Annotated in this window: 25 protein-coding genes, 4 tRNA genes, 1 rRNA gene and 1 other annotated feature; of the genes, 1 reads left to right on the top strand and 29 read right to left on the bottom strand. The window is 37.5% G+C overall.

Annotation, left to right across the window (positions count from 1 at the left end; translation table 11 throughout):
• Nucleotides 1–2: 2 nt before the first annotated feature.
• From rpmG to RDV78_07830, 17 genes are all read right to left on the bottom strand, one after another.
• The gene (gene rpmG, locus RDV78_07910) at nt 3–152 is read right to left on the bottom strand and encodes a 50S ribosomal protein L33 (GenBank protein MDS1030403.1); all 150 of its coding nucleotides are present in this window, start codon (nt 150–152) and stop codon (nt 3–5) included.
• A 493-nt stretch (nt 153–645) separates the two neighbouring features.
• The gene (gene tuf / locus RDV78_07905; GenBank protein MDS1030402.1) at nt 646–1,848 is read right to left on the bottom strand and encodes an elongation factor Tu; all 1,203 of its coding nucleotides are present in this window, start codon (nt 1,846–1,848) and stop codon (nt 646–648) included.
• 222 nt (nt 1,849–2,070) lie between these two features.
• Nucleotides 2,071–2,146 (bottom strand) — tRNA-Thr (locus RDV78_07900).
• 3 nt (nt 2,147–2,149) lie between these two features.
• A tRNA-Met gene (locus RDV78_07895) sits at nt 2,150–2,225 on the bottom strand.
• An 8-nt stretch (nt 2,226–2,233) separates the two neighbouring features.
• A tRNA-Tyr gene (locus tag RDV78_07890) sits at nt 2,234–2,319 on the bottom strand.
• Nucleotides 2,320–2,514: 195 nt separating this feature from the next.
• Nucleotides 2,515–3,162: an RNA polymerase sporulation sigma factor SigH gene (gene sigH, locus RDV78_07885; protein MDS1030401.1), complete on the bottom strand. Its 648-nt coding sequence runs from the start codon at nt 3,160–3,162 to the stop codon at nt 2,515–2,517.
• Nucleotides 3,163–3,298: 136 nt separating this feature from the next.
• A complete protein-coding gene (locus RDV78_07880; GenBank protein MDS1030400.1) occupies nt 3,299–3,805 on the bottom strand; it encodes an NYN domain-containing protein in 507 nt (168 codons plus the stop codon).
• A 27-nt stretch (nt 3,806–3,832) separates the two neighbouring features.
• A complete protein-coding gene (rlmB, locus tag RDV78_07875; GenBank protein ID MDS1030399.1) occupies nt 3,833–4,573 on the bottom strand; it encodes a 23S rRNA (guanosine(2251)-2'-O)-methyltransferase RlmB in 741 nt (246 codons plus the stop codon).
• A gap of 49 nt (nt 4,574–4,622) precedes the next feature.
• On the bottom strand, nt 4,623–5,315 hold the full coding sequence (gene thyX, locus RDV78_07870; GenBank protein MDS1030398.1) for an FAD-dependent thymidylate synthase: 693 nt from the start codon (nt 5,313–5,315) through the stop codon (nt 4,623–4,625).
• A 25-nt stretch (nt 5,316–5,340) separates the two neighbouring features.
• Nucleotides 5,341–5,760: a ribonuclease III domain-containing protein gene (locus RDV78_07865; protein MDS1030397.1), complete on the bottom strand. Its 420-nt coding sequence runs from the start codon at nt 5,758–5,760 to the stop codon at nt 5,341–5,343.
• A 13-nt stretch (nt 5,761–5,773) separates the two neighbouring features.
• On the bottom strand, nt 5,774–7,228 hold the full coding sequence (cysS, locus tag RDV78_07860; protein ID MDS1030396.1) for a cysteine--tRNA ligase: 1,455 nt from the start codon (nt 7,226–7,228) through the stop codon (nt 5,774–5,776).
• Nucleotides 7,229–7,230: 2 nt separating this feature from the next.
• Entirely contained in the window at nt 7,231–7,878 is a 648-nt protein-coding gene (epsC, locus tag RDV78_07855; protein MDS1030395.1) for a serine O-acetyltransferase EpsC, read from the bottom strand.
• Nucleotides 7,879–7,978: 100 nt separating this feature from the next.
• Nucleotides 7,979–8,209: a binding site (T-box leader), on the bottom strand.
• Between the two features lie 49 nt (nt 8,210–8,258).
• Nucleotides 8,259–9,722: a glutamate--tRNA ligase gene (gene gltX, locus RDV78_07850; protein ID MDS1030394.1), complete on the bottom strand. Its 1,464-nt coding sequence runs from the start codon at nt 9,720–9,722 to the stop codon at nt 8,259–8,261.
• A gap of 40 nt (nt 9,723–9,762) precedes the next feature.
• Nucleotides 9,763–10,242 carry a 2-C-methyl-D-erythritol 2,4-cyclodiphosphate synthase gene (gene ispF / locus RDV78_07845; GenBank protein ID MDS1030393.1) on the bottom strand — a complete coding sequence of 160 codons (480 nt, stop codon included), beginning with the start codon at nt 10,240–10,242 and terminating at the stop codon, nt 9,763–9,765.
• A 1-nt stretch (nt 10,243) separates the two neighbouring features.
• The gene (ispD, locus tag RDV78_07840; protein MDS1030392.1) at nt 10,244–10,933 is read right to left on the bottom strand and encodes a 2-C-methyl-D-erythritol 4-phosphate cytidylyltransferase; all 690 of its coding nucleotides are present in this window, start codon (nt 10,931–10,933) and stop codon (nt 10,244–10,246) included.
• Nucleotides 10,926–12,044 (bottom strand): PIN/TRAM domain-containing protein, encoded by a 1,119-nt coding sequence (locus RDV78_07835; GenBank protein MDS1030391.1) that lies wholly within the window; start codon nt 12,042–12,044, stop codon nt 10,926–10,928. The genes ispD and RDV78_07835 overlap by 8 nt, the downstream gene beginning before the upstream one ends.
• A 154-nt stretch (nt 12,045–12,198) precedes the next feature.
• On the bottom strand, nt 12,199–12,675 hold the full coding sequence (locus RDV78_07830; GenBank protein ID MDS1030390.1) for a CarD family transcriptional regulator: 477 nt from the start codon (nt 12,673–12,675) through the stop codon (nt 12,199–12,201).
• Nucleotides 12,676–12,770: 95 nt separating this feature from the next.
• Between RDV78_07830 and RDV78_07825 the strand changes: the two genes are divergently transcribed.
• A complete protein-coding gene (locus tag RDV78_07825) occupies nt 12,771–12,947 on the top strand; it encodes a replication initiator protein A (GenBank protein MDS1030389.1) in 177 nt (58 codons plus the stop codon).
• A gap of 746 nt (nt 12,948–13,693) precedes the next feature.
• Here the strand turns inward: RDV78_07825 and arsB are convergent.
• The 12 genes from arsB to rrf form a co-directional block, all read right to left on the bottom strand.
• Nucleotides 13,694–14,749 (bottom strand): ACR3 family arsenite efflux transporter, encoded by a 1,056-nt coding sequence (arsB, locus tag RDV78_07820; protein ID MDS1030388.1) that lies wholly within the window; start codon nt 14,747–14,749, stop codon nt 13,694–13,696.
• A gap of 12 nt (nt 14,750–14,761) precedes the next feature.
• Nucleotides 14,762–15,166, bottom strand: coding sequence for an arsenate reductase ArsC (locus RDV78_07815; protein MDS1030387.1), 405 nt, complete (start codon nt 15,164–15,166; stop codon nt 14,762–14,764).
• Between the two features lie 41 nt (nt 15,167–15,207).
• Complete coding sequence (locus tag RDV78_07810; GenBank protein ID MDS1030386.1) at nt 15,208–15,546, bottom strand: metalloregulator ArsR/SmtB family transcription factor; 339 nt, start codon at nt 15,544–15,546, stop codon at nt 15,208–15,210.
• Between the two features lie 146 nt (nt 15,547–15,692).
• Nucleotides 15,693–15,893 carry a DUF2703 domain-containing protein gene (locus RDV78_07805; protein ID MDS1030385.1) on the bottom strand — a complete coding sequence of 67 codons (201 nt, stop codon included), beginning with the start codon at nt 15,891–15,893 and terminating at the stop codon, nt 15,693–15,695.
• Between the two features lie 50 nt (nt 15,894–15,943).
• Nucleotides 15,944–16,960, bottom strand: a complete 1,017-nt coding sequence (locus RDV78_07800; GenBank protein ID MDS1030384.1) for a permease — start codon at nt 16,958–16,960, stop codon at nt 15,944–15,946.
• A 179-nt stretch (nt 16,961–17,139) separates the two neighbouring features.
• Nucleotides 17,140–18,510, bottom strand: a complete 1,371-nt coding sequence (radA, locus tag RDV78_07795) for a DNA repair protein RadA (protein MDS1030383.1) — start codon at nt 18,508–18,510, stop codon at nt 17,140–17,142.
• Nucleotides 18,511–18,611: 101 nt separating this feature from the next.
• Nucleotides 18,612–21,092, bottom strand: coding sequence for an ATP-dependent Clp protease ATP-binding subunit (locus RDV78_07790; protein ID MDS1030382.1), 2,481 nt, complete (start codon nt 21,090–21,092; stop codon nt 18,612–18,614).
• 10 nt (nt 21,093–21,102) lie between these two features.
• Entirely contained in the window at nt 21,103–22,155 is a 1,053-nt protein-coding gene (locus RDV78_07785; GenBank protein ID MDS1030381.1) for a protein arginine kinase, read from the bottom strand.
• Nucleotides 22,156–22,656: a UvrB/UvrC motif-containing protein gene (locus RDV78_07780; GenBank protein ID MDS1030380.1), complete on the bottom strand. Its 501-nt coding sequence runs from the start codon at nt 22,654–22,656 to the stop codon at nt 22,156–22,158. It abuts the gene before it with no gap.
• A 68-nt stretch (nt 22,657–22,724) separates the two neighbouring features.
• Entirely contained in the window at nt 22,725–23,198 is a 474-nt protein-coding gene (locus RDV78_07775; GenBank protein ID MDS1030379.1) for a CtsR family transcriptional regulator, read from the bottom strand.
• 227 nt (nt 23,199–23,425) lie between these two features.
• A tRNA-Asn gene (locus tag RDV78_07770) sits at nt 23,426–23,500 on the bottom strand.
• 8 nt (nt 23,501–23,508) lie between these two features.
• Nucleotides 23,509–23,602 (bottom strand): 5S ribosomal RNA (rrf, locus tag RDV78_07765); the annotation flags it as partial.

Here is a 23,602-nt window from a genome sequence, read left to right as displayed (position 1 = left end):
TACTATTTTGTTTCTTTATGCAAAGTATGAGTTTTGCAGTGGCTACAGTACTTTTTTAATTCCATTCTATCCGGGTTATTCTTTTTATTTTTCATACTTGTATAGTTACGCCGTTTGCATTCAGTACAAGCCAGCGTTATGCCTATTCTCATAGTGCCACCTCCCCTAGGGTAAACAAGCCCATTGCACGATTTACTAATCTAGTTTAGCACAATTAGAATACGCTGTCAAGAGTTACCCCTTAAACATCTCAATAGTAAGACTCCTATAGCTATCTTTTTGCCAATTATGATATTTTTTATAAGTTTTTAAAAAATATTACTGGATTAATCGAGTAAGGTAAAGCCGAAGTCTCCATCTGCTCCGGGAGCGCCATTGTTGCTTTTACGGCCTTAAAGGCTTTTTCCGGGTTATCTTTCTTATATACTTTGTCTATCAAACTGTACCGTTTCTTCATTATTTCACCTGTTTCGTTATGCTGACTACTCGTCATTGGTGCTTATGCATGTCAGCCCATCGGCTCAGCAACATGCCGGACGAACTAAAAAAGAAACCGGATGAACCGGCTTCTTAATTTCCCAAATAAACTTGTTATTGTATCTCGCTGGCTTAAATGTTCCTGTTCCTTAGTTTGTTTACTATTTACTACTCACTAATTCCAGTAACAACACCGGCTCCTACAGTTCTGCCGCCTTCACGGATAGCAAAACGTAAGCCTTCTTCAATAGCAATTGGGGTAATTAATTCTATTTCCATTTTAACGTTATCACCCGGCATACACATTTCCACACCTTCCGGCAAGTGTGCTACGCCTGTTACGTCTGTTGTTCTGAAATAAAATTGCGGACGGTATCCGTTGAAGAACGGTGTATGTCTTCCACCTTCTTCTTTAGTTAGGACGTATACTTCTCCTGTAAATTTGGTGTGTGGTTTAATTGAACCAGGTTTAGCCAATACTTGACCACGTTCAATTTCTTTACGTTCTACACCTCTTAATAGTGTTCCAATGTTGTCTCCTGCTTCTGCTTGATCTAACAGTTTGCGGAACATTTCTACCCCTGTTACTACTGTTTTGCGTGTTTCGCTATTTAAACCAATTATTTCTACTTCTTCCCCTACTTTAATTGTTCCACGTTCTACTCTTCCTGTAGCAACTGTTCCACGTCCGGTAATGGTGAATACGTCTTCTACAGGCATGAGGAATGGTTTGTCTACCGGTCTTTCCGGTGTTGGAATATATTCATCTACTTGATCCATTAATTCCCAAATCTTGCCGCACCATTCGCAGTCTCTGGAACCGCAACCGCATTCTAATGCTTTTGCTGCTGATCCTGCAACGATTGGTGTGTCATCTCCAGGAAATTCGTATTCATTTAGAAGTTCTCTTACTTCCATTTCTACTAGTTCCATTAGTTCATCGTCGTCTACCATGTCTGATTTGTTTAAAAATACTACGATGTATGGTACTCCTACTTGACGGGATAGTAAAATGTGCTCCCGTGTTTGGGGCATTGGTCCGTCTGCTGCTGATACTACCAGGATTGCACCGTCCATTTGAGCTGCACCGGTAATCATGTTTTTAACGTAGTCAGCGTGTCCTGGACAGTCTACGTGGGCATAGTGTCTTTTTTCTGTTTCGTATTCTACGTGCGCTGTGTTAATGGTGATTCCTCTTGCTTTTTCTTCTGGGGCAGCGTCAATTTCGTCATATGCTTTTGCTACTGCTCCACCTGCTTTTGATAAGGTGAAGGTAATTGCTGCTGTTAAGGTTGTTTTACCATGGTCTACGTGTCCTATGGTTCCTACGTTAACGTGAGGTTTCTTCCTCTCATATTTTTCCTTTGCCATTTAAAACACCTCTCTAATGACACTTAATAAAAATCAATTCGCTAGGCTTAATTTAAATTCATTGATTGTATGTATTCTTCCATATTTTATCTTATTTTGCCTTATCTGTCAAACCAGGCCGACATCAGTACCTAGCACCTATAGTAAATTAGCAAATAGTCTAAATATAGAAATCGGCAATACTTTCTGTCATTCGAAAGTATTGCCGATATTAATTTTCTATGGAGCCTATAACCGGGATTGAACCGGTGACCTCCGCCTTACCAAGGCGACGCTCTACCTACTGAGCTATATAGGCAACTGGTTGCGGAGGATGGACTTGAACCATCGACCTTCGGGTTATGAGCCCGACGAGCTGCCAACTGCTCCACCCCGCGATGTAAGATGGTGGAGAGAGCTGGATTCGAACCAGCGAAGGCTGTGCCAGCAGATTTACAGTCTGCCCCCTTTGGCCAACTCGGGAATCTCTCCACATTTTTCTAGCAATCAGCACCTTTCGGCGTCGACTGACAAAATACATTATAATATTTTAGTCTACAGATGTCAAGCATTAAAAATACTTCGTTTTCAAAATCAGACTGTCAAATTTATGCAAGTTACTAATCGAAATTAATTGTTGAAATAATAAATAATAAATTTAAAATGCTTCCTGACAAAGCATTTTTATTAACCCATCCTTTTTTTTTCGAGATACCGCTCTAGTTTGCGTTTAACACGCTGTAAAGCATTATCTATAGATTTAACATGTCTTTTTAATTCCACTGCAATTTCCTGATATGACCTGCCTTCTAAATAAGACATTAGAACTTGCCACTCTAGGGAACTAAGTATTTCACCCATCTTTTCCTCAATATCATCGAACTCTTCCCGACTAATAATTAGTTCTTCCGGATCAGTTATTTTCGAACCGGATATTACATCTAAAAGAGTACGATCGGAATCCTCATCATAAATCGGCTTATTTAGAGATACATAAGAATTTAAAGGAATATGCTTTTGCCTAGTGGCTGTTTTGATAGCTGTAATTATCTGCCTAGTTATACAAAGCTCAGCAAAAGCTCTAAAAGAGGATAATTTATCGCCGCGAAAATCTCTAATAGCTTTATATAGTCCAATCATACCTTCTTGGATAATATCTTCTCTATCTGCTCCAATCAGAAAATACGATCTAGCTTTGGCTCTAACAAAGTTTTTATATTTATTGATTAGATACTCTTGGGCTACATCGTCCCCCTCTTGAGCCGCGTCTACAAGTATCTCATCGTCTACACCATCATATGTATCGCAAACCTCTCTTTGGAGATTAACGCCCATCTAATCGCCCCCACCAACGACTTTTTAAGACAACATAATAAAATGCAAAAGCAGAGTTTGTCCACCTGTAAGACTTATTATACCTTATGGCATTTACCTTAGCAAGCGAGAAATTAACCTGCAAAATAATGTGCTGCTATTGGCGACGCCATTTTTCCAATACTGCCCTCACCTTATTTTCGATACGTGCCTCTAAAAGGTCGGTTTTTTGTTTTCCGACATGATAAAATTTTTGAACATCTTTTTCTAGGGCTAATGCTTGCTCCCTTAATTCACGAACGGGCATCCTGATGGCACCTTTGCCTAAAACAATTTTTTGCTCGTCCCAATCAGAAGTAGCAACAGCTGCTAAAAGGTTACTTGGCAGTTGGTGCATTAATTTTTCGATAACGCTGTCTGCTGTTTCCCCTTCATTTGTGTAAATTACTTCAATACCGCTTATAAATTGTGCATTCCGAATTCCGCCTTTGACCATTTGTCCATCAAAAACAACAATTACCTGGACACCTTTTAAAGCGCTGTACTCACTGAGGATATCAATCAATTTTTCTCTGGCATGTTCCAAGCTTTCTTCTTTTACCTTATTTAGTTCCGGCCAGCCGTTTAAAACATTATATCCGTCTACAATTAAAACATCTTCCAAAAAATTACCACCTTATAGCCCCTTTGACTATTTGTACTTTCTCTGACGGAAAATTTCGTAAAACATAACGGCAGCTGCCGCTGAAGCATTTAAAGAATTAAGCTGACCTTTCATGGGAATTTTTACTGTAAAATCACAATTTTCTTTCACAAGCCTACTTATCCCCTTTCCCTCACTGCCAATAACGACAGCCAATGGACCATATAGATTTGCCGTAGAAAACATCTTTTCAGCATCTGCCTCTAAACCTACTACCCAACAACCTAGTTCTTTTAAAGATTCAATGCATTTCACTAAATTAGTTACTTTGGCAACAGGTACATATTCCACTGCACCTGCCGAAGTTTTGGCTACTGTGCTATTGACACTTACCCCACGACGGGAAGGAATAATAACTCCGTGAACGCCTACTGCATCTGCAGTTCGAAGAATAGCACCTAAATTATGAGGGTCTTCTAAATGATCCAAGATTACAATAAAGGGATCTTCTCCTTTTTGTTTAGCATTTGCAATAATTTCTTCAATTGAAACATAGTTTATAGGGCTGGCTAAGGCAATAATTCCCTGATGAGCTTTAGTTAAAGCCTTCTCCTCAAGCTGTTGTTTGGCCAGCCATTGAATTGGTACATTTCTTACTTTAGCTAAATTAATAATTTCTTGCCAGGTGTGCTCCCCGCCACCCTTAGCTAAAAAGATTTTATTAATGGGTCTTTCGGCCCGTAGAGCTTCCAAAACAGGATTACGACCTTCTATTGTATCGTACGTCAAATAATTCACTTCCTATAATTGGCTTATTTATTGCACCTGAATAAATGTATCAATTTTCAATCTTTTGAAATAAGTCATCAGTTAGAACTATCTCCCCATAGTGTTCTTTTTGAAAAGATGTATCATACTCAATATCTTTAAATAAAGCAGGCAATTTCTCTTGGAAAAGTAGAAGCAACGGTATTGCCACTTGTCTAATTTGGGGGTGAGCAGCCTGCGAAGCCCGCAGTTTAAAGAAATGTCTCCACTCCCTAAAATTAAAGGTAACTACAATCTCTGTTTTTAGGGAATTAGGTAAAACCGAACGAGCTTCCTGAGGAGTACAACCCAAATCCAACATTTCCAAATAATTTTCCTCACAAGACAAGCATGCTTTTTTCCAACAATGATATCCATCCTTGCCCACTAAAAAGTAAGGCTCAATTACCACTATTTCCTGCCCAAATTTCTCTTTAGCATAATTGCAATACCTGGTGGATTCCTGACTATAACTACCTATCCGGTGCCTAACAATTTCATGGGAAATACCTCTATCCACTACAAATAAAACCGTGACCTTTTCATGTTCAATAACAGATTCATGTCCACCTTTAAGCAGTGTTTTAAAAAAATTGGGGTTATATTTATCCTCTGTTTTTTCTTCTGATTTATAACAGACTCGTCCATATCTTTCTAATTTTAAAAGAGCTTCTTCCCCCAGCTGGCTTGCAGGGACAAAAACTTGAGGTTTCTGTATTAGCACATTTGTTCCCTCCAATTCCCTATCTTCAATAAATTTCTATTGCTTCAACTATTTGGCGCAACACTAAAAATATTTCAGCTATTCTATCTGTACGTCCTTTCAGGAACAAAAAACCAATTAGGGTCTCTAATCCTGTACTATAACGATAATCGATCACCTCGGCGTTTTTAGGTACATGGCCCGATTTAGCATTTCTCCCTCTTTTAGCTATAGCCAGCTCTTCCATGGTTAGACTTTCTTCAATTTTTCTTAAGAGACTTGCCTGGGTTACTGCATTAACAAATTTTACTGCCTTTTTGTGTAAAGCATTGACTTTAAAAGAACCTTGATTCACCAAAAAAGTTCTTACATAAAGCTCCAAAACTGCATCGCCAATATACGCCAGGGCAAGGGGAGATATTTGTTCCGGTTCACAATTTTCCTCAAGTTCTATCGAAATACGCATCTAAACACCCCTCCTAGCGTTTCCATCTAGCTCCTTGAGGTGTATCTTCTATTATAATTCCCTCATCCTTTAATCTATCCCGGATTAAATCGGCCATAGCCCAATCTTTTTTATTTCTTGCATTTTGCCTCACTTCCAGCAGTAAATTCAATAGGTTTTCTACTAGACCATTAGATTGATCATTTTCCTGAACTGAATCTAATTGAGCTGTTCGAATAATGCCTAGAATATCTTCAACTAATACTTTCAACAGCTGCCAAGACTTTTTAAGTACATCTAAATCGCCCGGCAGTATACCTAGATGGTGGATATAAGTATTAATTTCACGGCACATATCAAAAATAACACCAATTGCCAAGGCGGTGTTAAAATCATCATCCATGGCTTTTTCAAAGGATTGTTTATTGCTATTAAGCTGTGCAAGTAATTTCTCTGCAGCATCATCAGAATAATCTTGATTAAGCCGCTCAGTCTCTGCTTTTTGTATTGCTTCCTTTAGTCTGCGGAAAGTATTCTTAATTCTTTCTAGAGCTTTTTTATTTTCCTCCAGCTTTACATCATCGAAATCCAATGGGCTGCGATAATGGGTAGCTAACAAAAAGAAACGTACCACATCGGCCGGAAATTTAGCCAACACATCCCTAACTAAAAAGAAATTACCCAAAGATTTAGACATTTTTTCTTGATTAACTGTGATAAAGCCGTTATGCAGCCAGTATTTAACGAAAGGAGCACCTGTTGCAGCTTCCGCCTGAGCAATTTCATTTTCATGATGGGGAAAAATCAAATCATAACCTCCCCCGTGAATATCAAAAGAATTGCCTAAATATTTTAAGGACATGGCAGAACATTCGATGTGCCAGCCTGGCCGTCCTAAGCCCCAGGGACTTTCCCAAGCAGGTTCACCAGGTTTAGCAGCTTTCCATAAGGCAAAATCCATAGGATCCTTCTTCCGTTGGTCAACCTCAACTCTAGCACCAGCTTGTAGTTCATCTTGGGAGCGGCCCGACAATTTACCATAGTCAGGAAAACTTCTAATATCAAAATATACGTCTCCATCAACCACATAAGCATGCCCTTTATCCACCAAAGATTTGACCATACTTACAATCTCAGGTATGTGTTCACTAACCTTAGGATGCAGTGTAGCATCTTTTACCCCTAAGGCATGAGCATCTTGGAAATATTCAGCAATGTATTTTTTAGCTAAAGCTAACGGGTCTTCTTTCTCCTCCGATGCTTTGCGAATAATTTTATCATCTATATCAGTAAAGTTTTGAATATAATCAACATGATAACCTTTATATTCTAAATATTTACGAATCGTATCAAAGACTACAATTGGTCGTGCATTTCCTAAATGAATATAGTTATATGTTGTAGGGCCGCAGACATACATCTTAACTTTATCCGGTTCTCCCGGAACAAAAGGTTCTTTATTTTTAACTAACGTATTGTAAACATGTATAGTCATTGATTATTTTTAACCTCCAATTCTTTTACTCTTTTATCTAATGTCTCAACTTGCTGCTGAAGCTTTACAATCATTTCCGCTACAGGATCAGGAAGCTGATTATGCTGCAAGTCAATTTTATTTCTTTTACCATCACGTACGACAATTTTGCCAGGAACACCAACAACAGTACAATTAGGTGGAACATCTTTTAAAACAACGGAGCCTGCTCCAATTTTAACATTATCCCCAATAGTAATTGAGCCCAGCACTTTAGCTCCTGCACTTACTACCACATTGTTTTTAATGGTTGGGTGCCTCTTGCCTTTTTCCTTGCCAGTTCCCCCTAATGTAACTCCCTGGTATAAAGTAACGTTGTCACCAATTTCAGTTGTCTCACCTATAACCACACCCATGCCATGATCAATAAAAAAGCCTCGGCCAATCTTAGCACCAGGGTGAATCTCAATTCCAGTCAGGAATTTGCTAAACTGAGATATAATCCTAGCCAGCAACAACATCTTCTTTTGAAAAAGCCAATGGGCAAGCCGATGCAGCAAAATAGCATGCAGTCCCGAATAAGTCAATAAAATTTCTAAAGTACTGCGAGCAGCAGGATCCCGCTCGTATACTGCCGCAATATCCTCTTTAACTTTGGCAAACATAGGTAACCACTCCCTTAACATGCCTAGTTTATTTCTTTTTTAAAATATTCTCATTCTGGCTACAGCATATTCTATGCAAATAAAAAAACCTTTGCCTCAATACAGAGGCGAAAGGTTCGCGGTTCCACTCTGTTTGGGCTTAAAAAACAAGCCCCACTTTTAAAAGGGTCATCCCCTTGGCCAATAACGGTGCCTACCGTAAAAGTCTACTGAATTTCAACTCTCCACTCCAGGGTGCACTTCACAACAATAAGCCTCAACTGCTTCCAGCCACGGCAGTTTTCTCTAGTCAGACTAAACTGTTGTTACTTTCCCCTATCATCGTTTTTACGCTTAATTTAGAACAAATTATAGCGGCTCACTATTCCTCTGTCAAGAAATTAACTAATCTTTAGCTGAAGATTATCCTCTATTCTTTTAATTATTTCTTCAATGCCTAAGAGGGGAATTAAATCGGTTAATTCCGGACCATGCATCTGTCCCGTTAGGGCAATCCGAATGGGCATATATACTTTTTTGCCCCCTAATTTTAATTCTTTTGTAATCTCTTTCAGCATAACTTTAACATTTTCAGGGGTTAATTGAGGTTGGGCACGTAGTTTTTGAATCAGAAGATTTATTACCTGAGGCACTTGTTCTTCCTCAATTAACTTTTTGGCTTCTTCGTCCTGCACCTTATGGTTCCCTGGAAAAAAGACAGCAGCATGTTCCGGTACTTCACTAAGGTAATCAAATTTCTGCTGAATAGCTGAAATAACTTTTTTAAGCCACTCATATTGTTGAGCATCAACCTCTTTAGTTAAAATCCCTGCTTTTTGCAAAAAAGGTATTGCTAAATCTGTTATTCTCTCTGGTGAACTTTGGCGGATATAATATCCATTAATCCACTTTAACTTTTCCAAGTCAAAAACTGCTGGGTTTTTCGCCACTCTATCTAGGGAAAACTGCTGAATCAATTCTTCCAGGCTAAATATTTCTTCCTCTCCTTCAGGAGACCAACCTAGCAATGCTAAAAAATTAACAATAGCTTCAGGCAAATAACCTGCTTCCTGATAATTAACTACAGAAGTAGAGCCATGCCTTTTGCTCATTTTTGAACGGTCTTTGCCTAAAATTAAAGATATGTGAGCAAATTGAGGTTGTTTTAGTCCCAAAGCATTATAAATCAACACTTGGCGAGGCGTATTAGATAAATGTTCCTCTCCCCGAATGATATGGGTAATACCCATAGTACTATCATCGATAACTACAGCAAAATTATAAGTTGGAATACCATCTGATTTGACAATAACAAAATCGCCAATGCCGTTGCTCTCAAAAGTAACTTCTCCACGTACCAAGTCATGAATCTTAATCAGTTGATCATCTGGTACTCTAAATCTAATCACTGGTTTACGGCCTTGACTGCGATACTCCTCTTCCTGGGCAGGAGTTAAATGACGGCAGTTTCCTAAATAACGGGGTAATTCACCCTTAGCGATTAATGCTTCCCTTTGAGCAGCTAACTCTTCTTCACTACAATAGCAGCGATAAGCTAACCCTTCTTCCAACAATTTATCTGCAGCTTGACGGTATAAATCCAAACGTTCAGTTTGCCGATACGGCCCATGGGAGCCACCTACATCTATGCCTTCGTTCCAGGTAATTCCTAACCATTTCAGAGAGTTTTTTATATTCTCTTCCGATTCCCTGCTGGAACGCTCTAAATCCGTATCCTCAATGCGTAAGATAAAATCCCCGCCCAGTTTTTTAGCTAAAAGAAAATTAAATAAAGCTGACCTTGCACCGCCAATATGTAATGGTCCTGTAGGGCTAGGTGCAAAACGCAATCGAACTTTTTCCACTATTTTTACCTCCATCACAGCTATAATAAAGCAAAATCTATTAATTATTCAGCTCATCGAGCATACAGACAGCTTGTGCAGCTATTCCTTCTCCACGTCCTGTAAAACCTAAGTTTTCTGTAGTAGTTGCCTTTACATTGACTTGCTGCTCCTTTATTTCTAAAGTTAAAGCAATATTTTTTTGCATTTGAGGAATATATGCTGCTAAGTGTGGCTTTTGGGCAACAACTACTGCGTCTATATTATTAACTTTAAAACCCGCTGCAGTTATTTTTTCTTTCGTTTCCAACAACAGTACCATGCTGGAAATATCTTTATAGCCCTGGTCTGTGTCGGGAAAATGGCGGCCTATATCTCCTAAAGCCGCCGCACCTAGAAGAGCATCCATGATTGCATGCAGCAAAACATCAGCGTCGGAGTGACCTGCCAGACCTAGTTCATAGGGTATTTCCACACCACCAAGAACTAGTTTTCTTTTAGGCTCCAAAGTGTGCACATCATAACCAATTCCAACTCTCATCTTATCTCTTCTCCAATATCATAGTAGCAAATGTTAAATCTTCGGGTGTGGTAATTTTAATATTTTCTAATTCACCTGGAAAAATTTTAACTTTTTCTCCATACCATTCTACTATTCCAGCCTCATCAGTACAACAAAAATTGCTTTTTTTTGCCTTTTCCATAGCAGCCAACAGCAAATCTTTCTTAAAAACTTGAGGGGTTTGGACTGCCCAAAGGGCATCCCTGGGAGGTGTCTTTTGAACAAAGCCCTCTGTATTTGCAATTTTAATTGTATCCTTAACAGGAACTCCTGGTATAACTGCCCCGTATTTTTGGCCCTCGTAAATACTCCTTTCCAAAAGATCAACAGTCAAAAGTGGCCGTACACCATCGTGCACGACCACTAGATTAGTTTCAGCACTAAGAGCAAGCAGCCCATTATAAACTGAATCTTGTCTTTCCCTACCTCCAGCAACAACTTGTGTAACTTTATCAAAAGCATAAGCTTTAATTATTTCCTGTTGAGTTTTATCCTTTTCATCCTTATTGGCAACTAGTATTACCTCATTAATCAACGGACAGCTTTGAAATATTTGTAATGTATGCGCTAATACTGGACGATTTACAAGATTTAGGTACTGTTTAGGAATTTCGGACCTCATTCTATTTCCTCGTCCTGCTGCAACAATTACTGCTGCAACTTCAGACACCAGCATTCACCTCCAATGCAGGCTGGTCGTTAAACTTTTTTTCATAAGTTTTAGGTTTTGCAAAAATCATTCTGCCGGCAGCAGTTTGCAGCACACTAGTAACCATGACACCAATGATCTGGCCAATATATCTTTTACCATTTTCTACCACAATCATCGTCCCATCATCTAAATAAGCCACACCCTGTCCAAGTTCTTTACCATCTTTAATTACCTGGACAATCATTTCTTCTCCAGGCAGAACAACGGGCTTTACAGCATTTGATAGTTCGTTGATGTTTAACACTTTTACTCCTTGCAGTTCTGCCACCTTATTTAAATTATAATCATTCGTAATGACTTGACCTCCAATTACCTGGGCTAGCTTAACTAGTTTACTATCTACTTCAGGTATGTCATCAAAATCTTTTTCATAAATTTTGACCATTACATCCAAATCCTTACGGATTATGTTTAATATATCTAGGCCTCTGCGTCCTCGATTCCTTTTTAGCAGATCTGAAGAATCCGCAATATGGCGCAACTCTTCCAAAACAAAATTAGGTATTATTAGAGTCCCTTCCACAAATCCACTTTTACAGATATCCGCAATCCGGCCGTCGATAATTACACTTGTATCCAAAATCTTATAGCTAGCTTTAGGCAATTCACCTTTTCCTTGTTTATCTTTACTGCCCGGGCGCAGCACTGCTAGAAGCCCAAAAAATTCTTCTTTTTTCTTTGCGCCTACATTCCAGCCCAAATAACCTATAAGTAAACTTACTGCAATAAACAAGTAAGGACCTACAAATGGCAATCTGGAAATTGGAATACCTAATAAATTAGCTATAATAAGTCCAACAATTAAACCAATCACCCCTCCAAATATATCTTGGGTAGGTGTCCTATTCAACTTGCTTTCATACCATTTAGCAGTTTGAATAGTAGCAGAAATTAACTTTGGTGCTAAACTAAACCCTATAAGTCCTGTAAAAATTCCAGTTAATCCCCAGATAGCCCATTTTAATCCGGCAGAGCCATCAACCCATGTCTCAGTTACAAATAAACCTAAGGAAGCCCCAGCAGCCGCTGCCGAAAGTGCTATAATTACTCTAATTATCCCTCTAATCATTATTCCACCTCCTTTTAATATTCTTACTAACTTAGGATTTTATTATACAATAATACTGGAAATTAATTCAAGTTAATTAGTTCAAAAATTTTCCATCGCCAATACTTTGTCTGCTATTCCTAAGAAAAAAGGAACTTTCGTTCCCCAGAAAGAATCAAGTCAATACCCCTTCCAATAAATTTTTAACCTGGGGTTCTTCTACATCTTTAGCTAAAACCAATTCGCTGATTAGTATCTGGCGCGCACTTTCTAACATTTTCTTTTCCCCTGCCGAAAGACCTTTTTCCCTATCCCTGATACTTAAATTTTTAACTACTTCGGCTATTTCATAAATATTTCCGCCTTTAATTTTTTCCAAGTTTGCCCGATACCTTAAATTCCAGCTTGTAGACATATCGTTTTTAGGATCCTGTAAAATTTTTAGAACTTTTTGAAAACCAGCTTCATCAATAACTTGACGTAAACCTGTGCCGCCAACATTATCAAAAGGTATCATAACTTTCATCTCACTCAGCGGTAAACGCATGACATAGTACTTTCTTTTTTCTCCTAGTACTTCTTTTTCTTCTATAGCCTCGATAACTCCAGCACCATGCATGGGATAGACTACTTTATCGCCAACTGTAAACATTTTAGTCACCTCCCATACAATTATACTTTAATTATACTCTAAAAATCACCTTTGTAAAATTTTTCGTTTTCGCATATTCTCCAAACCCCTGTCAATTGTGGAAAACAATCTCAAAAATTTATAATAGAATACCTAAAGAATTGTTCTCGGAACGATTCAGAGGACTAAGCACAGATGCTAAACTACTTTATGGCTTGCTTTTAGACAGAAATAATCTAAGCATAAAAAATGATCGGACAGATACGTATTTTTACAGTACAAAACGACTTTAGTTAAGTTAGTCGGTTAAATTAAAAAAGTGGTAGTATGAGCACTCGTGTCAAAAATCATGGAAGTAAACCACTTTTTCAAAATACACACCTTCTTATAATTTTTTATTTCCCCTTTTTAAACTGCTAAGAAAATAGTATTAAGCTTTACTAAAAATATGTAGATAGCAAAAGCGAGTTTGCACATTTCAAAAATGAAGCTAGTTTAAGCTAATGAAAAAATACTAAAATCAACGTTCAAGACAAATTGCTTGAAGACGCCAATTTGTTTTACGTATTACTGTAATTTTTTAAATATCTTATAAATTATTAATACAATCATAACTAAAAGAAATGTGTTGAATATCTGTTTAGACTTAGTATATCTTTTTGTTGTAGATGTTGCTTAATAACTTTAAAAAAAGTTCAAAAAAACTCCAATTGCAAACTAATTTTTACAAATATGCAATAATAAAATGAAAGACCAAGTAAATTTTTTGCAATAACTTTTTAATAGACGAATTGTGCTATGATTTCTTTTACAAAAGTTCTGGAGTTAAAAAATTCCGTAAATGCTTGATTAAAGTCACCCGATTCAACTCCTTAAACAGTATCTAAGCGCATACATTATCCTAATCTTATAATATCAAAAATTAGATAATAATCATGTTAAAATATTTTAATATTTATTGCATAATTTAAACTTTTTATAAAAAAACATGAGCCTTATAAATGGCTCATGTTAAATCTAATGACATTTCTATATTTCTTTACTTGGGTGCCTCTACAAAATATTTTTTTCGAAAGCCAAGAGCTACATTAACTAGCCAAATCATAATTGGTACTTCTATGAGTGGTCCTATAACTGCTGCAAAAGCTTGACTTGACTCAATACCAAAAACAGCTACAGCAACAGCAATTGCTAACTCAAAGTTATTACTAGCCGCTGTAAAAGCTAGGGTTGTTGTTTGTTCATAATTAATGCCTATACGTTTACTAAGATAAAAAGATACTAAAAACATAACTAAGAAATAAATAACTAAGGGAATAGCAATTCTCACTACGTCCAGAGGCAATTTAATAATGTAATTTCCTTTTAAGGAAAACATAACGACAATTGTAAATAATAAAGCAATCAGAGCTAAAGGACTGATTTTAGGCACAAAAGTTTTTTCATACCATTCTCGTCCTTTTGCTGGCAATAGGAAATAACGGGTTAAAAAACCTGCTACAAAAGGAATACCTAAATAAATTGCTACACTCTTTGCTACTTCTGCCATAGAAATATGAACGACCATTCCTTGCAGCCCAAGCCAGCTTGGTAAAAGTGTAATAAACACGTAGGCGTAAAAGGAGTAAAATATTACTTGGAAGATAGAGTTTAGAGCTACTAAAGCAGCCGCATACTCACCGTCTCCTTTTGCCAAGCTGTTCCAGACAATGACCATAGCAATGCAACGAGCTAAACCAATTAAAATTAGTCCTACCATATATTCGGGATAATTATGTAAAAATATTATGGCTAAAAAAAACATTAATATAGGACCAATGATCCAGTTCTGCACTAAAGATAAAGTGATAACTCTTCTGTTGCGAAATACTTTCCCCAATTCTTCATATTTAACTTTGGCTAGGGGCGGATACATCATCACAATTAGACCTACTGCAATGGGAATAGACGTTGTGCCAATAGAAAATCTGTTTAATAAATCCGCTACCCCTGGAAAAACATAGCCAATTAATACCCCCAGAGCCATTGCCGCAAAAATCCATAAGGTGAGCCAGCGATCCAAAAAATTTAATTGAGTTGAAATTTTTTCGGACATTTTTTACCCTCCTTAAAACAATTCATTATTTTGGGCTTTTTTAACAAGAGCTAGAACCTTCTCTTTAATAATTTCTCTAACCCTCCTAAATTCTTCTATTGGCTGACCTACAGGGTCGGGAAGTCCCCAATCATCTTGGTACTTACTGGGAATAAAGGGGCACTCAACACCACAGCCCATTTTGATTAGAGCATCCATTTCGTGAGGAATATCGTTTAATAGTTTAGGGTATTGGTCACTAATGTCAATCCCAATTTCCTGTAAAACTGCTATTGCGTTTTGATTGACTTCTTCCGCAGGGTGTGTGCCTGCACTATAAACCTCTAATACATTATTTCCGTAACGCTTGGCTAAACCTTCTGCCATTTGGCTTCGACAAGAGTTACCTGTACATACGAATGCAACTTTCACCTTCACACCATCACTTCTCCCTTAGTTTATTATTGCTTAACTCGCCCTTAATCACAGGGGATATTTTTTCTTCGCAGCCACTCCTTTAGGTTTGCCAAGTCATTCTTGAACTGCTCTAAATTCCTTAAATTATCGAATACCAAACTATCTAAAAATTTATTCTGAGTATCATGTATAATTGAGTAATATACCCACTGTGCATGCTTTCTATCTGATACAAGTCCGCTGTTTTTTAAATAAGAAAGGTGCCTGGAAGCTTTGGTCTGAGTAATTTGCAGGGTTTCCATTATATCGCATACACAGAGCTCCTTTTCATATAACAAGTTAATTATGCGCAGCCGTGTTTCATCAGACAGTGCCTTTAAGATATTCAGCAGTAATTGCATTTTTAATCACCATTTATTGTATATTTATTTATTCGCATATGCACATATATTATATGCCATTATTTATAAATATACAACACTTTACTAAAAATTTTTTGGTAAGGAAAATAAGCAAAACTTATTACCACCTAAGAAACTTGCGCCCTTCAATGGTGCCAGTCAGTTTCAACGCCGCTTAAATCGCTGCATGAACTACATACGCTTTCTTTTACCTCAAACTGAATATCATGACCATTGACGCGAATAGTAGGAGAACTTTCCAACCACAAGCTGTCTTTTAGGTTCTTCCTGCTTGTTAATAGGACTACAGCAGGACAAGTCGGAACAACAAAACTCTTTGTTTTCATTACTCATACTATCAACATCCTTTCAAAATTCTTCTCTTTCACAAAGCTGACTAAACTAAAAAAAATGAAAATGCGTTAAATAAATATCCAACTAGAGTAATCTCAAAGGTGACAATACAAATAAATGTCCATAACAGCATCGGTTTAACAACCTTACGTAACATAATCATAGAAGGCAGAGACAAAGTAGTTACTGCCATCATAAAAGACAGCACCGTACCAATTCCTACTCCTTTATCAAAGAGTGCTTCGGCAATAGGAAGGGTCCCAAAAATATCTGCATACATAGGCACTCCTACTAGGGTAGCTAAAATAACTGAAAAAGGGTTGTTTGAACCTATAACATTTTCAATAATAGACTCGGGTATCCAATTATGGATAGCTGCTCCAATACCTACTCCAATTAAAATATAGAGCCAAACACGATGTACGATTTCTTTAACCTGATCAAGAGCATAATTAATCCGTTCCCTTTTTGTCATTTCAGGCAGTTCAACTTCCTGGCTTTGTATTCCCCAGACATAGTCCTCCACATATTGCTCCATACCAAGCTTGCCGATAATGGTACCTCCCACAATAGCGAGAATAAGCCCTACAAAAACATAGGCAATAGCAATTTTAGCCCCGAAAATTGAGAGTAATAGTAGCAAAGAAGCCAGGTCAACCATTGGTGAAGAGATTAGAAAAGAAAAAGTTATACTAAGAGGCAAACCTGCTTCCGTAAATCCGATAAAAAGCGGTATGCTGGAACATGAACAAAAGGGAGTAATTGTGCCCAGCAATGCCCCCATGATGTTGCCAGTAATACCGCCAAACTTTCCTAATATTTTTTTGGTCCGTTCAGGTGGAAAGTGGCTTTGGATGTAAGATATGATAAAAATTAAGACTGATAAAAGTATTAATATCTTTATGGTATCGTAGATGAAAAAGTGAATACTTCCACCTAAACGGCTATCCGTTGGGAGACCAAAAACATTTTCCACCAGGGATTCAATTAAGTGTGCCAACCATTTCATTTGCAATAATTGGCTGTTGAGCCATCTAAAAATTTCGGCAAGAAAAACCATTTTACATCCCCCATATTGCTAATATTTATTAATAAATATATTAGCTTATTCTAAAATAATGAATTAATTTTATGCTGAGAATTAGCACATGTCAATACAAAAACCCCCAAATAGTTCTTAGCTATCATTTAGGGGTTAACCATATTGTTGTATATTCATATTTCGTTAACTTTAATCTACTACTTAAAAGCCGCTTGAAGACCCTCTTCTACCGACTTCACTCCTACTAACTCTAGTGAAATGTTGGGTGATAAATTATTTAAATTTCCATTAGGTAATATAATCCGTCTAAATCCCATTTTTTCAGATTCCTTAATCCTCTGTTCAACTTGGGTGACCGCACGGACTTCCCCTGTCAAGCCAACCTCACCAAAAATTACAGTAGCTTTATCAGTCGCTACATTTTTTAAACTGGATGCTAGAGCAACTGTTAACCCTAGGTCGATAGCAGGTTCATCGATAGTAATTCTTCCAGCAACCTTAACAAAAACATCCATGTTGCCAAATCCTAAGCCAACCCGCTTTTCAAGAACAGCCAAAAGCAATTGAATGCGTTTAATATCAACAGAATCCGATGTTCTGCGCGGGGGCAGGTAAGTGGACTTACTAACAAGAGCTTGAGCTTCAACTAATAATGGTCTAGTTCCTTCAATAGTTGGGATAATGACACTGCCTGGAACATCTACGGGCCGTTCGGCTAAAAAGATCTTAGACGCATCAGGAACATCGACTAATCCCTGATTACACATCTCAAATAATCCTATTTCATTAGTACTGCCAAAACGATTTTTAATTGCTCTTAAGACCCGAAATTGTGCATTTCGATCTCCTTCAAAATAAAGAACAGTGTCAACAATATGTTCCAGTACTCTTGGCCCAGCAAGGGTCCCATCTTTAGTCACATGTCCTACTAAAAAAGTTGCTATGACATTAGTTTTAGCAAGCCTCAACAGTTGGGCCGCACTTTCCCTAACTTGGCTGACGCTGCCTGGAGCACTTTGAATATCTGGTTTAAAGATTGTTTGAATTGAATCAATAATTAATAGCTCAGGCTTTAGTTCCAGTGTATATTTTTCTATAATCTCTAGATTAGTTTCACTTAACACAAATAAATTTTCATTTAAGGCCTTAAGTCGGTCAGCCCTTTGCCTAATTTGCCGAGCACTTTCCTCTCCAGTAACATAGAGCACCTTTCCACGGTTTTCGGCTACGAAAGAGCACACTTGCAGGGTAAGACTGGACTTGCCTATACCCGGGTCTCCAACTATTAATGTTAAGGAACCTGGCATAATCCCCAAACCTAATACCCGATTAAGCTCTTCTGAGCCTGTTGAAAACCGTGGGTATTCGTCTGTTTCTACCTTATTTATTTGTTCCGGCTTTTGTCCAGATGATAACCCCAGTGCTAGCCCACCTTTTAAAAAGGGTTCTTGTGGTATTAATTCTTCCACCAGGCTATTCCACTCACCACATCCGGGACATTTTCCTAACCATTTTACTGTTTCTAAACCACATTGCTGACAGATATATTTTGTTTTAATCTTCGACACAGTAATCTCATCCTTTTAACAGCCCATTTTATTGCCATAGTACCATTGTTCAAGAAAAAATAAAATCCCTGAAGTTAATCAGAGATTTTATTTTGCTAAAATTATTTTTCTAAAACTACTTTCCTATCTAACAATTTAACAGTAATTTTATCACCGGCTTTAAATTTGCCTTCTAACATACCGTCAGCTAAATTATCCTCAATTAGGCGTAAAATAGTTCTGCGTAAAGGCCTTGCCCCATATTCCTCGTCAAAACCTTCTTCTACTAATTTTGCTTTAGCTTCGTCAGTAACAGTTATTTCAATGTCCTGTTCTTTTAACCGTTTATTAACTTCATTAATCATCAAATCAACGATATCAAGGATATGCTCCTTGCTTAAGGAATGGAAGACAATAAGTTCGTCGATTCTATTTAAAAACTCAGGCCTAAAGGTACGTTTTAAATCATCCATTACCCTGTCTTTCATTGCTTGATAGGATTCTTCTGCTTTTTCAGTAGTACTAAAGCCAAGAGTTCGAGTTCCTTTCAGCTTGCTTGCGCCTACATTAGAGGTCATAATAAGCACTGTGTTTCTAAAGTCAACAGTTTTACCTTTGGAATCTGTTAAGCGGCCATCTTCTAGTACTTGCAATAGTATATTAAACACATCGGGATGGGCTTTTTCAATTTCATCAAATAATACTACTGTATAAGGCTTGCGACGGACAGCTTCTGTTAACTGACCGGCTTCTTCATAGCCTACATAGCCAGGAGGAGCTCCAATTAATCTAGAAACAGTGTGCTTTTCCATGTATTCGGACATGTCAAGGCGCACTAAAGCGTTTTCATCGCCAAAAAGTCCTTCAGCTAGAGCCCTAGCTAACTCAGTTTTACCTACGCCAGTAGGCCCTAGGAAAATAAATGAACCAATTGGACGTTTAGGGTCTTTCAGTCCAGCTCGTGCACGGCGAACTGCCCTGCTGACAGCTTTTACAGCTTCATCCTGTCCAATAACCCTTTCATGCAAGATATCTTCCAATTTTAATAGCTTTTCGCTCTCCTCTTGAGCTAATTTTGTCACTGGAATTCCAGTCCAATCAGCAACAATATGAGCAATTTCTTCAGCATTTACCTGGGATTTAGTGGTACCCTTTTTGGCGTCCCAATCTTGCTTTAGTTTTTGTAGGTTATCCCTTATTTCATGCTCTTTATCTCTTAAAGTAGCTGCTTTTTCAAATTCTTGGCTATGAACAGCTGCCTCCTTCTCTTTGCGAATTTCCTCCAGTTTTGCTTCCATATCTTTTAAATCGGGAGGAGCAATATGTCCATTTAAACGCACTCGTGAAGCAGCTTCATCGATTAAATCAATTGCTTTATCGGGTAAAAATCGGTCTGTAATATATCGATCAGAAAGTCTAACTGCTGCCTCTATAGCCTCATCAGTAATTTTAACCCTGTGATGGGCCTCGTACTTATCCCTTAAACCATATAAAATTTTAACAGTTTCTTCCTGCGTTGGTTCACCTACCGTAATGGGCTGAAAACGACGCTCTAAAGCTGCATCTTTTTCAATATGTTTTCTGTATTCGTCTAAAGTCGTGGCACCTATACATTGGATTTCCCCTCGAGCCAATGATGGTTTTAAAATGTTAGCAGCATCAATAGCTCCTTCTGCTGCTCCTGCACCAATTAAGGTATGCAGCTCATCTATAAATAAAATAATATTGCCTGCTTGTGTAATTTCAGTTAATACCTTTTTTAATCTCTCTTCAAATTCGCCTCTATATTTGGAACCTGCAACCATTCCAGACATATCCAAGGTCACTACTCTTTTGCCAAAAAGTATTTCTGGCACCTTTTTCTCTTCAATACGTTGTGCCAATCCCTCAGCAATTGCTGTTTTCCCAACACCAGGTTCACCTATTAAAACTGGGTTATTTTTAGTTCTTCTACTTAACACTTGGATGACTCTTTCTATTTCCTTTTCTCTGCCTATTACAGGATCTAACTTATTTTCTCTAGCCATAGCAGTTAAATCTCTGCCAAATTGATCTAGTGTAGAAGTACCAGTACTTTTTCCCTGGGAGGAACTTTGCATATTCTGTCCTGAGGTAAACTCTGGATCTTCGCCTCCAATAAAAAATATCCCCCATGGATTAAATGCTTTGGCACTACCGCCAAGGAGACTCATAACTTGATTTCTTATTTTTTCTGCTGTTATACCAAATTTAGCTAGCACTCTGGCAGCCACACCTTCGCCTTCCCTAAGTATGCCTAATAGTAAGTGTTCAGTACCAACGTAATTAACGCCCATTTTTCTGGCTTCAATTAAAGAAAGTTCTAATACTCTTTTAGCTCGTGGTGTAAAACTAATATCGGCAGTACTTGATGAGCTTTTACCTAATAATTGAGTAATCTCGTTACGAATATCATCTATATTTATATTTAAACTTTTTAAAGCTCTAGCGCCAACGCCTTCTCCCTCTTTTATTAAGCCGAGCAATAAATGTTCTGTTCCAATGGCAGGGTGACCTAGCTCTTGTGCTTCCTCTTTTGCTATTTTAATCACATTTTGCGCTCTTTCCGTTAACCTTTCCCACATAATTAATCACCTACTTTTCTATTAATATCTTTTTAATGAGTTCTCCTCTTTTTACATCTCTCTCAAATGAAGACATACTCTTTTCGTAATGGGCTTGAAGAGATGCAGGTTGGATAGCAACTAATAATTCATTAAGTTGGTCCGTTTTTACACCGTTAATTAAATTCATGGTTATGCCCAAACGTAAATCAGACAATAACCTTATTGCTTCCTCAGAGCTTATTACTTTAGCATGTGTTAAAAGACCATAAGCCCTATTTACTTTATCCTCCAACTGTATTTTCCATTCTGCTTGCATAGCTTTTCTAGCCGAACGTTCTTGTTCAATAATTTTATTACAAACAGAATTTAAGTTATAGATAATATCTTCTTCAGATTGTCCTAGGGTAATTTGATTAGATATCTGAAATAAATTCCCTGAAGCTTCACTGCCTTCCCCATAAAGCCCTCTAACTGTTAAACCTACTCTTGGCAGCGCAGAAAGTACTTTTTTTACTTGATTAGTAATAACTAGTCCAGGTAAATGCATCATTACGGATGCTCTTAGACCAGTTCCAACATTAGTAGGGCAGCTTGTTAAATAACCGTATGGTTCGCGAAAAGCATAATCTAACTTACTTTCTAAAGCATCATCTACCAAGTTAGCTATTCGTAAAGCTTCATTTAATTGCAAAGCAGGCAACAGACATTGAATTCGCAAATGATCTTCTTCATTTACCATAATACTTATGGATTCATCATTATTTAAGAGTACAGCTTTGCCTTTTCCTCCTTCCGCTAACTGAATACTTATTAAATGCTTTTCAACTAGTATTTGCTTTTCTAGTGCAGATAATTTATCTAATAAAATAAATTCTAAAGTATCAATTTTATTATTAGATAAAAGTTCCGGTACCATATGTTCAACAGTATCAGCAACATCTAATAATTTTTGTTCGCTGAGTACTTGAGGAAAAGGGATATCCTTAAAATTTCTGGCTAGTCTGACTCTGCTCGATAATACAATATCTGCCTCTGGGCCATAGCCTTCCATCCACTTACTGTGTTTAAAAATGTTTCTCATCTATTCCACCCCTTTTTCCTTTCCCCTCAGTTTCTTTTCCAGTTCTTTAATTTTATCTCGAACTTCAGCGGCTTCCTCAAACTCTTCATTTAAAATTAGCCCTTGTAACCTATATCGTAAGTCTTGCAATTCTTTTTGAATTTTTAAACTTCCACCAATTCGCTTAGGTATCTTCCCTTTATGAGTTTGACTACCTTGCACTCTACGAAGCAATGGATTTATTCCATTACTAAAGCTCTCATAACAGTGATCACATCCTAATTTTCCTGTCTGAGCAAAATGAGCATAATGCTGTCCACATAGTGGGCAAACCTTGCCTTGCAATACATTGTTAGAACTACTCTTTATTTGAGGATCATTTGACAAAATACTTGCCAAAAGATTATTTATAGAAAAGGTTGGTTCAAAAAAACCGCTCCATTCCTGCTGGTACATACTAGCACATTCCTCACATAAATCTAATTCAGTTTTGTGTTGATTTACAATTTTAGTAATATGCACTTTTGCAGGCCTCTTTTGGCATTGCTGACACAGCATAATAACCCACCTCCGAATAAGTTAAACAAATACTATTCTTGAAACTCCTCGCGCAGTATGGTTAAAAGCATTACCCGAAGCAGATTGGCACGGACTAAATCTCTTTGCATCCCTTCAAGTGGAATACTTTCATTTTTGATAATAGCTTTCATTAGCATTCCTTCTCGCTTAGTTAAAAAACCTTCTTCAAGGAGCCTTTTGATTAAACCCTCACCAGCCGCTTGATTTACTATTTTACCGATACTTTCATTTATTAGACGATATAGATGTTCATCTTGATTAATTGGTAATTTAACTATACGAAGGTAACCTCCGCCTCCCCGGCGGCTTTCAACCAAATAACCTTGTTCCACAGTAAATCTTGTACTTAACACGTAATTAATCTGCGAAGGAACACAAGCAAACTTTAAAGCCAATTCACTGCGCTGCAGTTCCACATAATTTGTTGGACTCTTTTCCAAATTGTATTTTATATAAGCTTCAATCGCATCGACTAAACTACCCATAAAATACGCACCCCTGACTATCTTTAACCTTTTGACCAAGTTTGACCTTTCAATTAAATAATATAATAAATATTTAAAATGTCAAGTCATTATCTATATTTTTAACAAAATATATTTTTTTAATCAGGTCAGATATACAATGAAACAATCCCACGATTTAGCATATGAACCACTATAAAATAGCTATAAAAAAACTACCTATCGTTTTACTTGATAGGTAGTTGTAATGGCTCCCCGAGTAGGACTCGAACCTACAACAACTCGGTTAACAGCCGAGTGCTCTACCATTGAGCTATCAGGGAATATATAATTCTGGCAGTGACCTGCTCTCCCAGGGAATACTCCCTAGTACCATCGGCGCTGGAGGGCTTAACTTCCGTGTTCGGGATGGGAACGGGTGGTTC

This window comes from Bacillota bacterium LX-D (genome assembly GCA_031628995.1).
Taxonomy (GTDB): domain Bacteria; phylum Bacillota; class DUOV01; order DUOV01; family Zhaonellaceae; genus JAVLUO01.
This window is presented reverse-complemented; position numbering and strand designations above follow the sequence as displayed.

Bases quoted from the DNA above. Each gene is read 5' to 3' on its own strand.
- rpmG (MDS1030403.1), bottom strand. From the start codon at position 152: ATGAGAATAGGCATAACGCTGGCTTGTACTGAATGCAAACGGCGTAAC.
- tuf (MDS1030402.1), bottom strand. From the start codon at position 1,848: ATGGCAAAGGAAAAATATGAGAGGAAGAAACCTCACGTTAACGTAGGA.
- sigH (MDS1030401.1), bottom strand. From the start codon at position 3,162: ATGGGCGTTAATCTCCAAAGAGAGGTTTGCGATACATATGATGGTGTA.
- RDV78_07865 (MDS1030397.1), bottom strand. From the start codon at position 5,760: ATGCGTATTTCGATAGAACTTGAGGAAAATTGTGAACCGGAACAAATA.
- epsC (MDS1030395.1), bottom strand. From the start codon at position 7,878: ATGTTTGCCAAAGTTAAAGAGGATATTGCGGCAGTATACGAGCGGGAT.
- ispF (MDS1030393.1), bottom strand. From the start codon at position 10,242: ATGAGAGTTGGAATTGGTTATGATGTGCACACTTTGGAGCCTAAAAGA.
- RDV78_07835 (MDS1030391.1), bottom strand. From the start codon at position 12,044: ATGATTAGAGGGATAATTAGAGTAATTATAGCACTTTCGGCAGCGGCT.
- RDV78_07830 (MDS1030390.1), bottom strand. From the start codon at position 12,675: ATGTTTACAGTTGGCGATAAAGTAGTCTATCCCATGCATGGTGCTGGA.
- arsB (MDS1030388.1), bottom strand. From the start codon at position 14,749: ATGTCCGAAAAAATTTCAACTCAATTAAATTTTTTGGATCGCTGGCTC.
- RDV78_07810 (MDS1030386.1), bottom strand. From the start codon at position 15,546: ATGCAATTACTGCTGAATATCTTAAAGGCACTGTCTGATGAAACACGG.
- RDV78_07805 (MDS1030385.1), bottom strand. From the start codon at position 15,893: ATGAAAACAAAGAGTTTTGTTGTTCCGACTTGTCCTGCTGTAGTCCTA.
- RDV78_07800 (MDS1030384.1), bottom strand. From the start codon at position 16,960: ATGGTTTTTCTTGCCGAAATTTTTAGATGGCTCAACAGCCAATTATTG.
- RDV78_07790 (MDS1030382.1), bottom strand. From the start codon at position 21,092: ATGTGGGAAAGGTTAACGGAAAGAGCGCAAAATGTGATTAAAATAGCA.
- RDV78_07785 (MDS1030381.1), bottom strand. From the start codon at position 22,155: ATGAGAAACATTTTTAAACACAGTAAGTGGATGGAAGGCTATGGCCCA.
- RDV78_07775 (MDS1030379.1), bottom strand. From the start codon at position 23,198: ATGGGTAGTTTAGTCGATGCGATTGAAGCTTATATAAAATACAATTTG.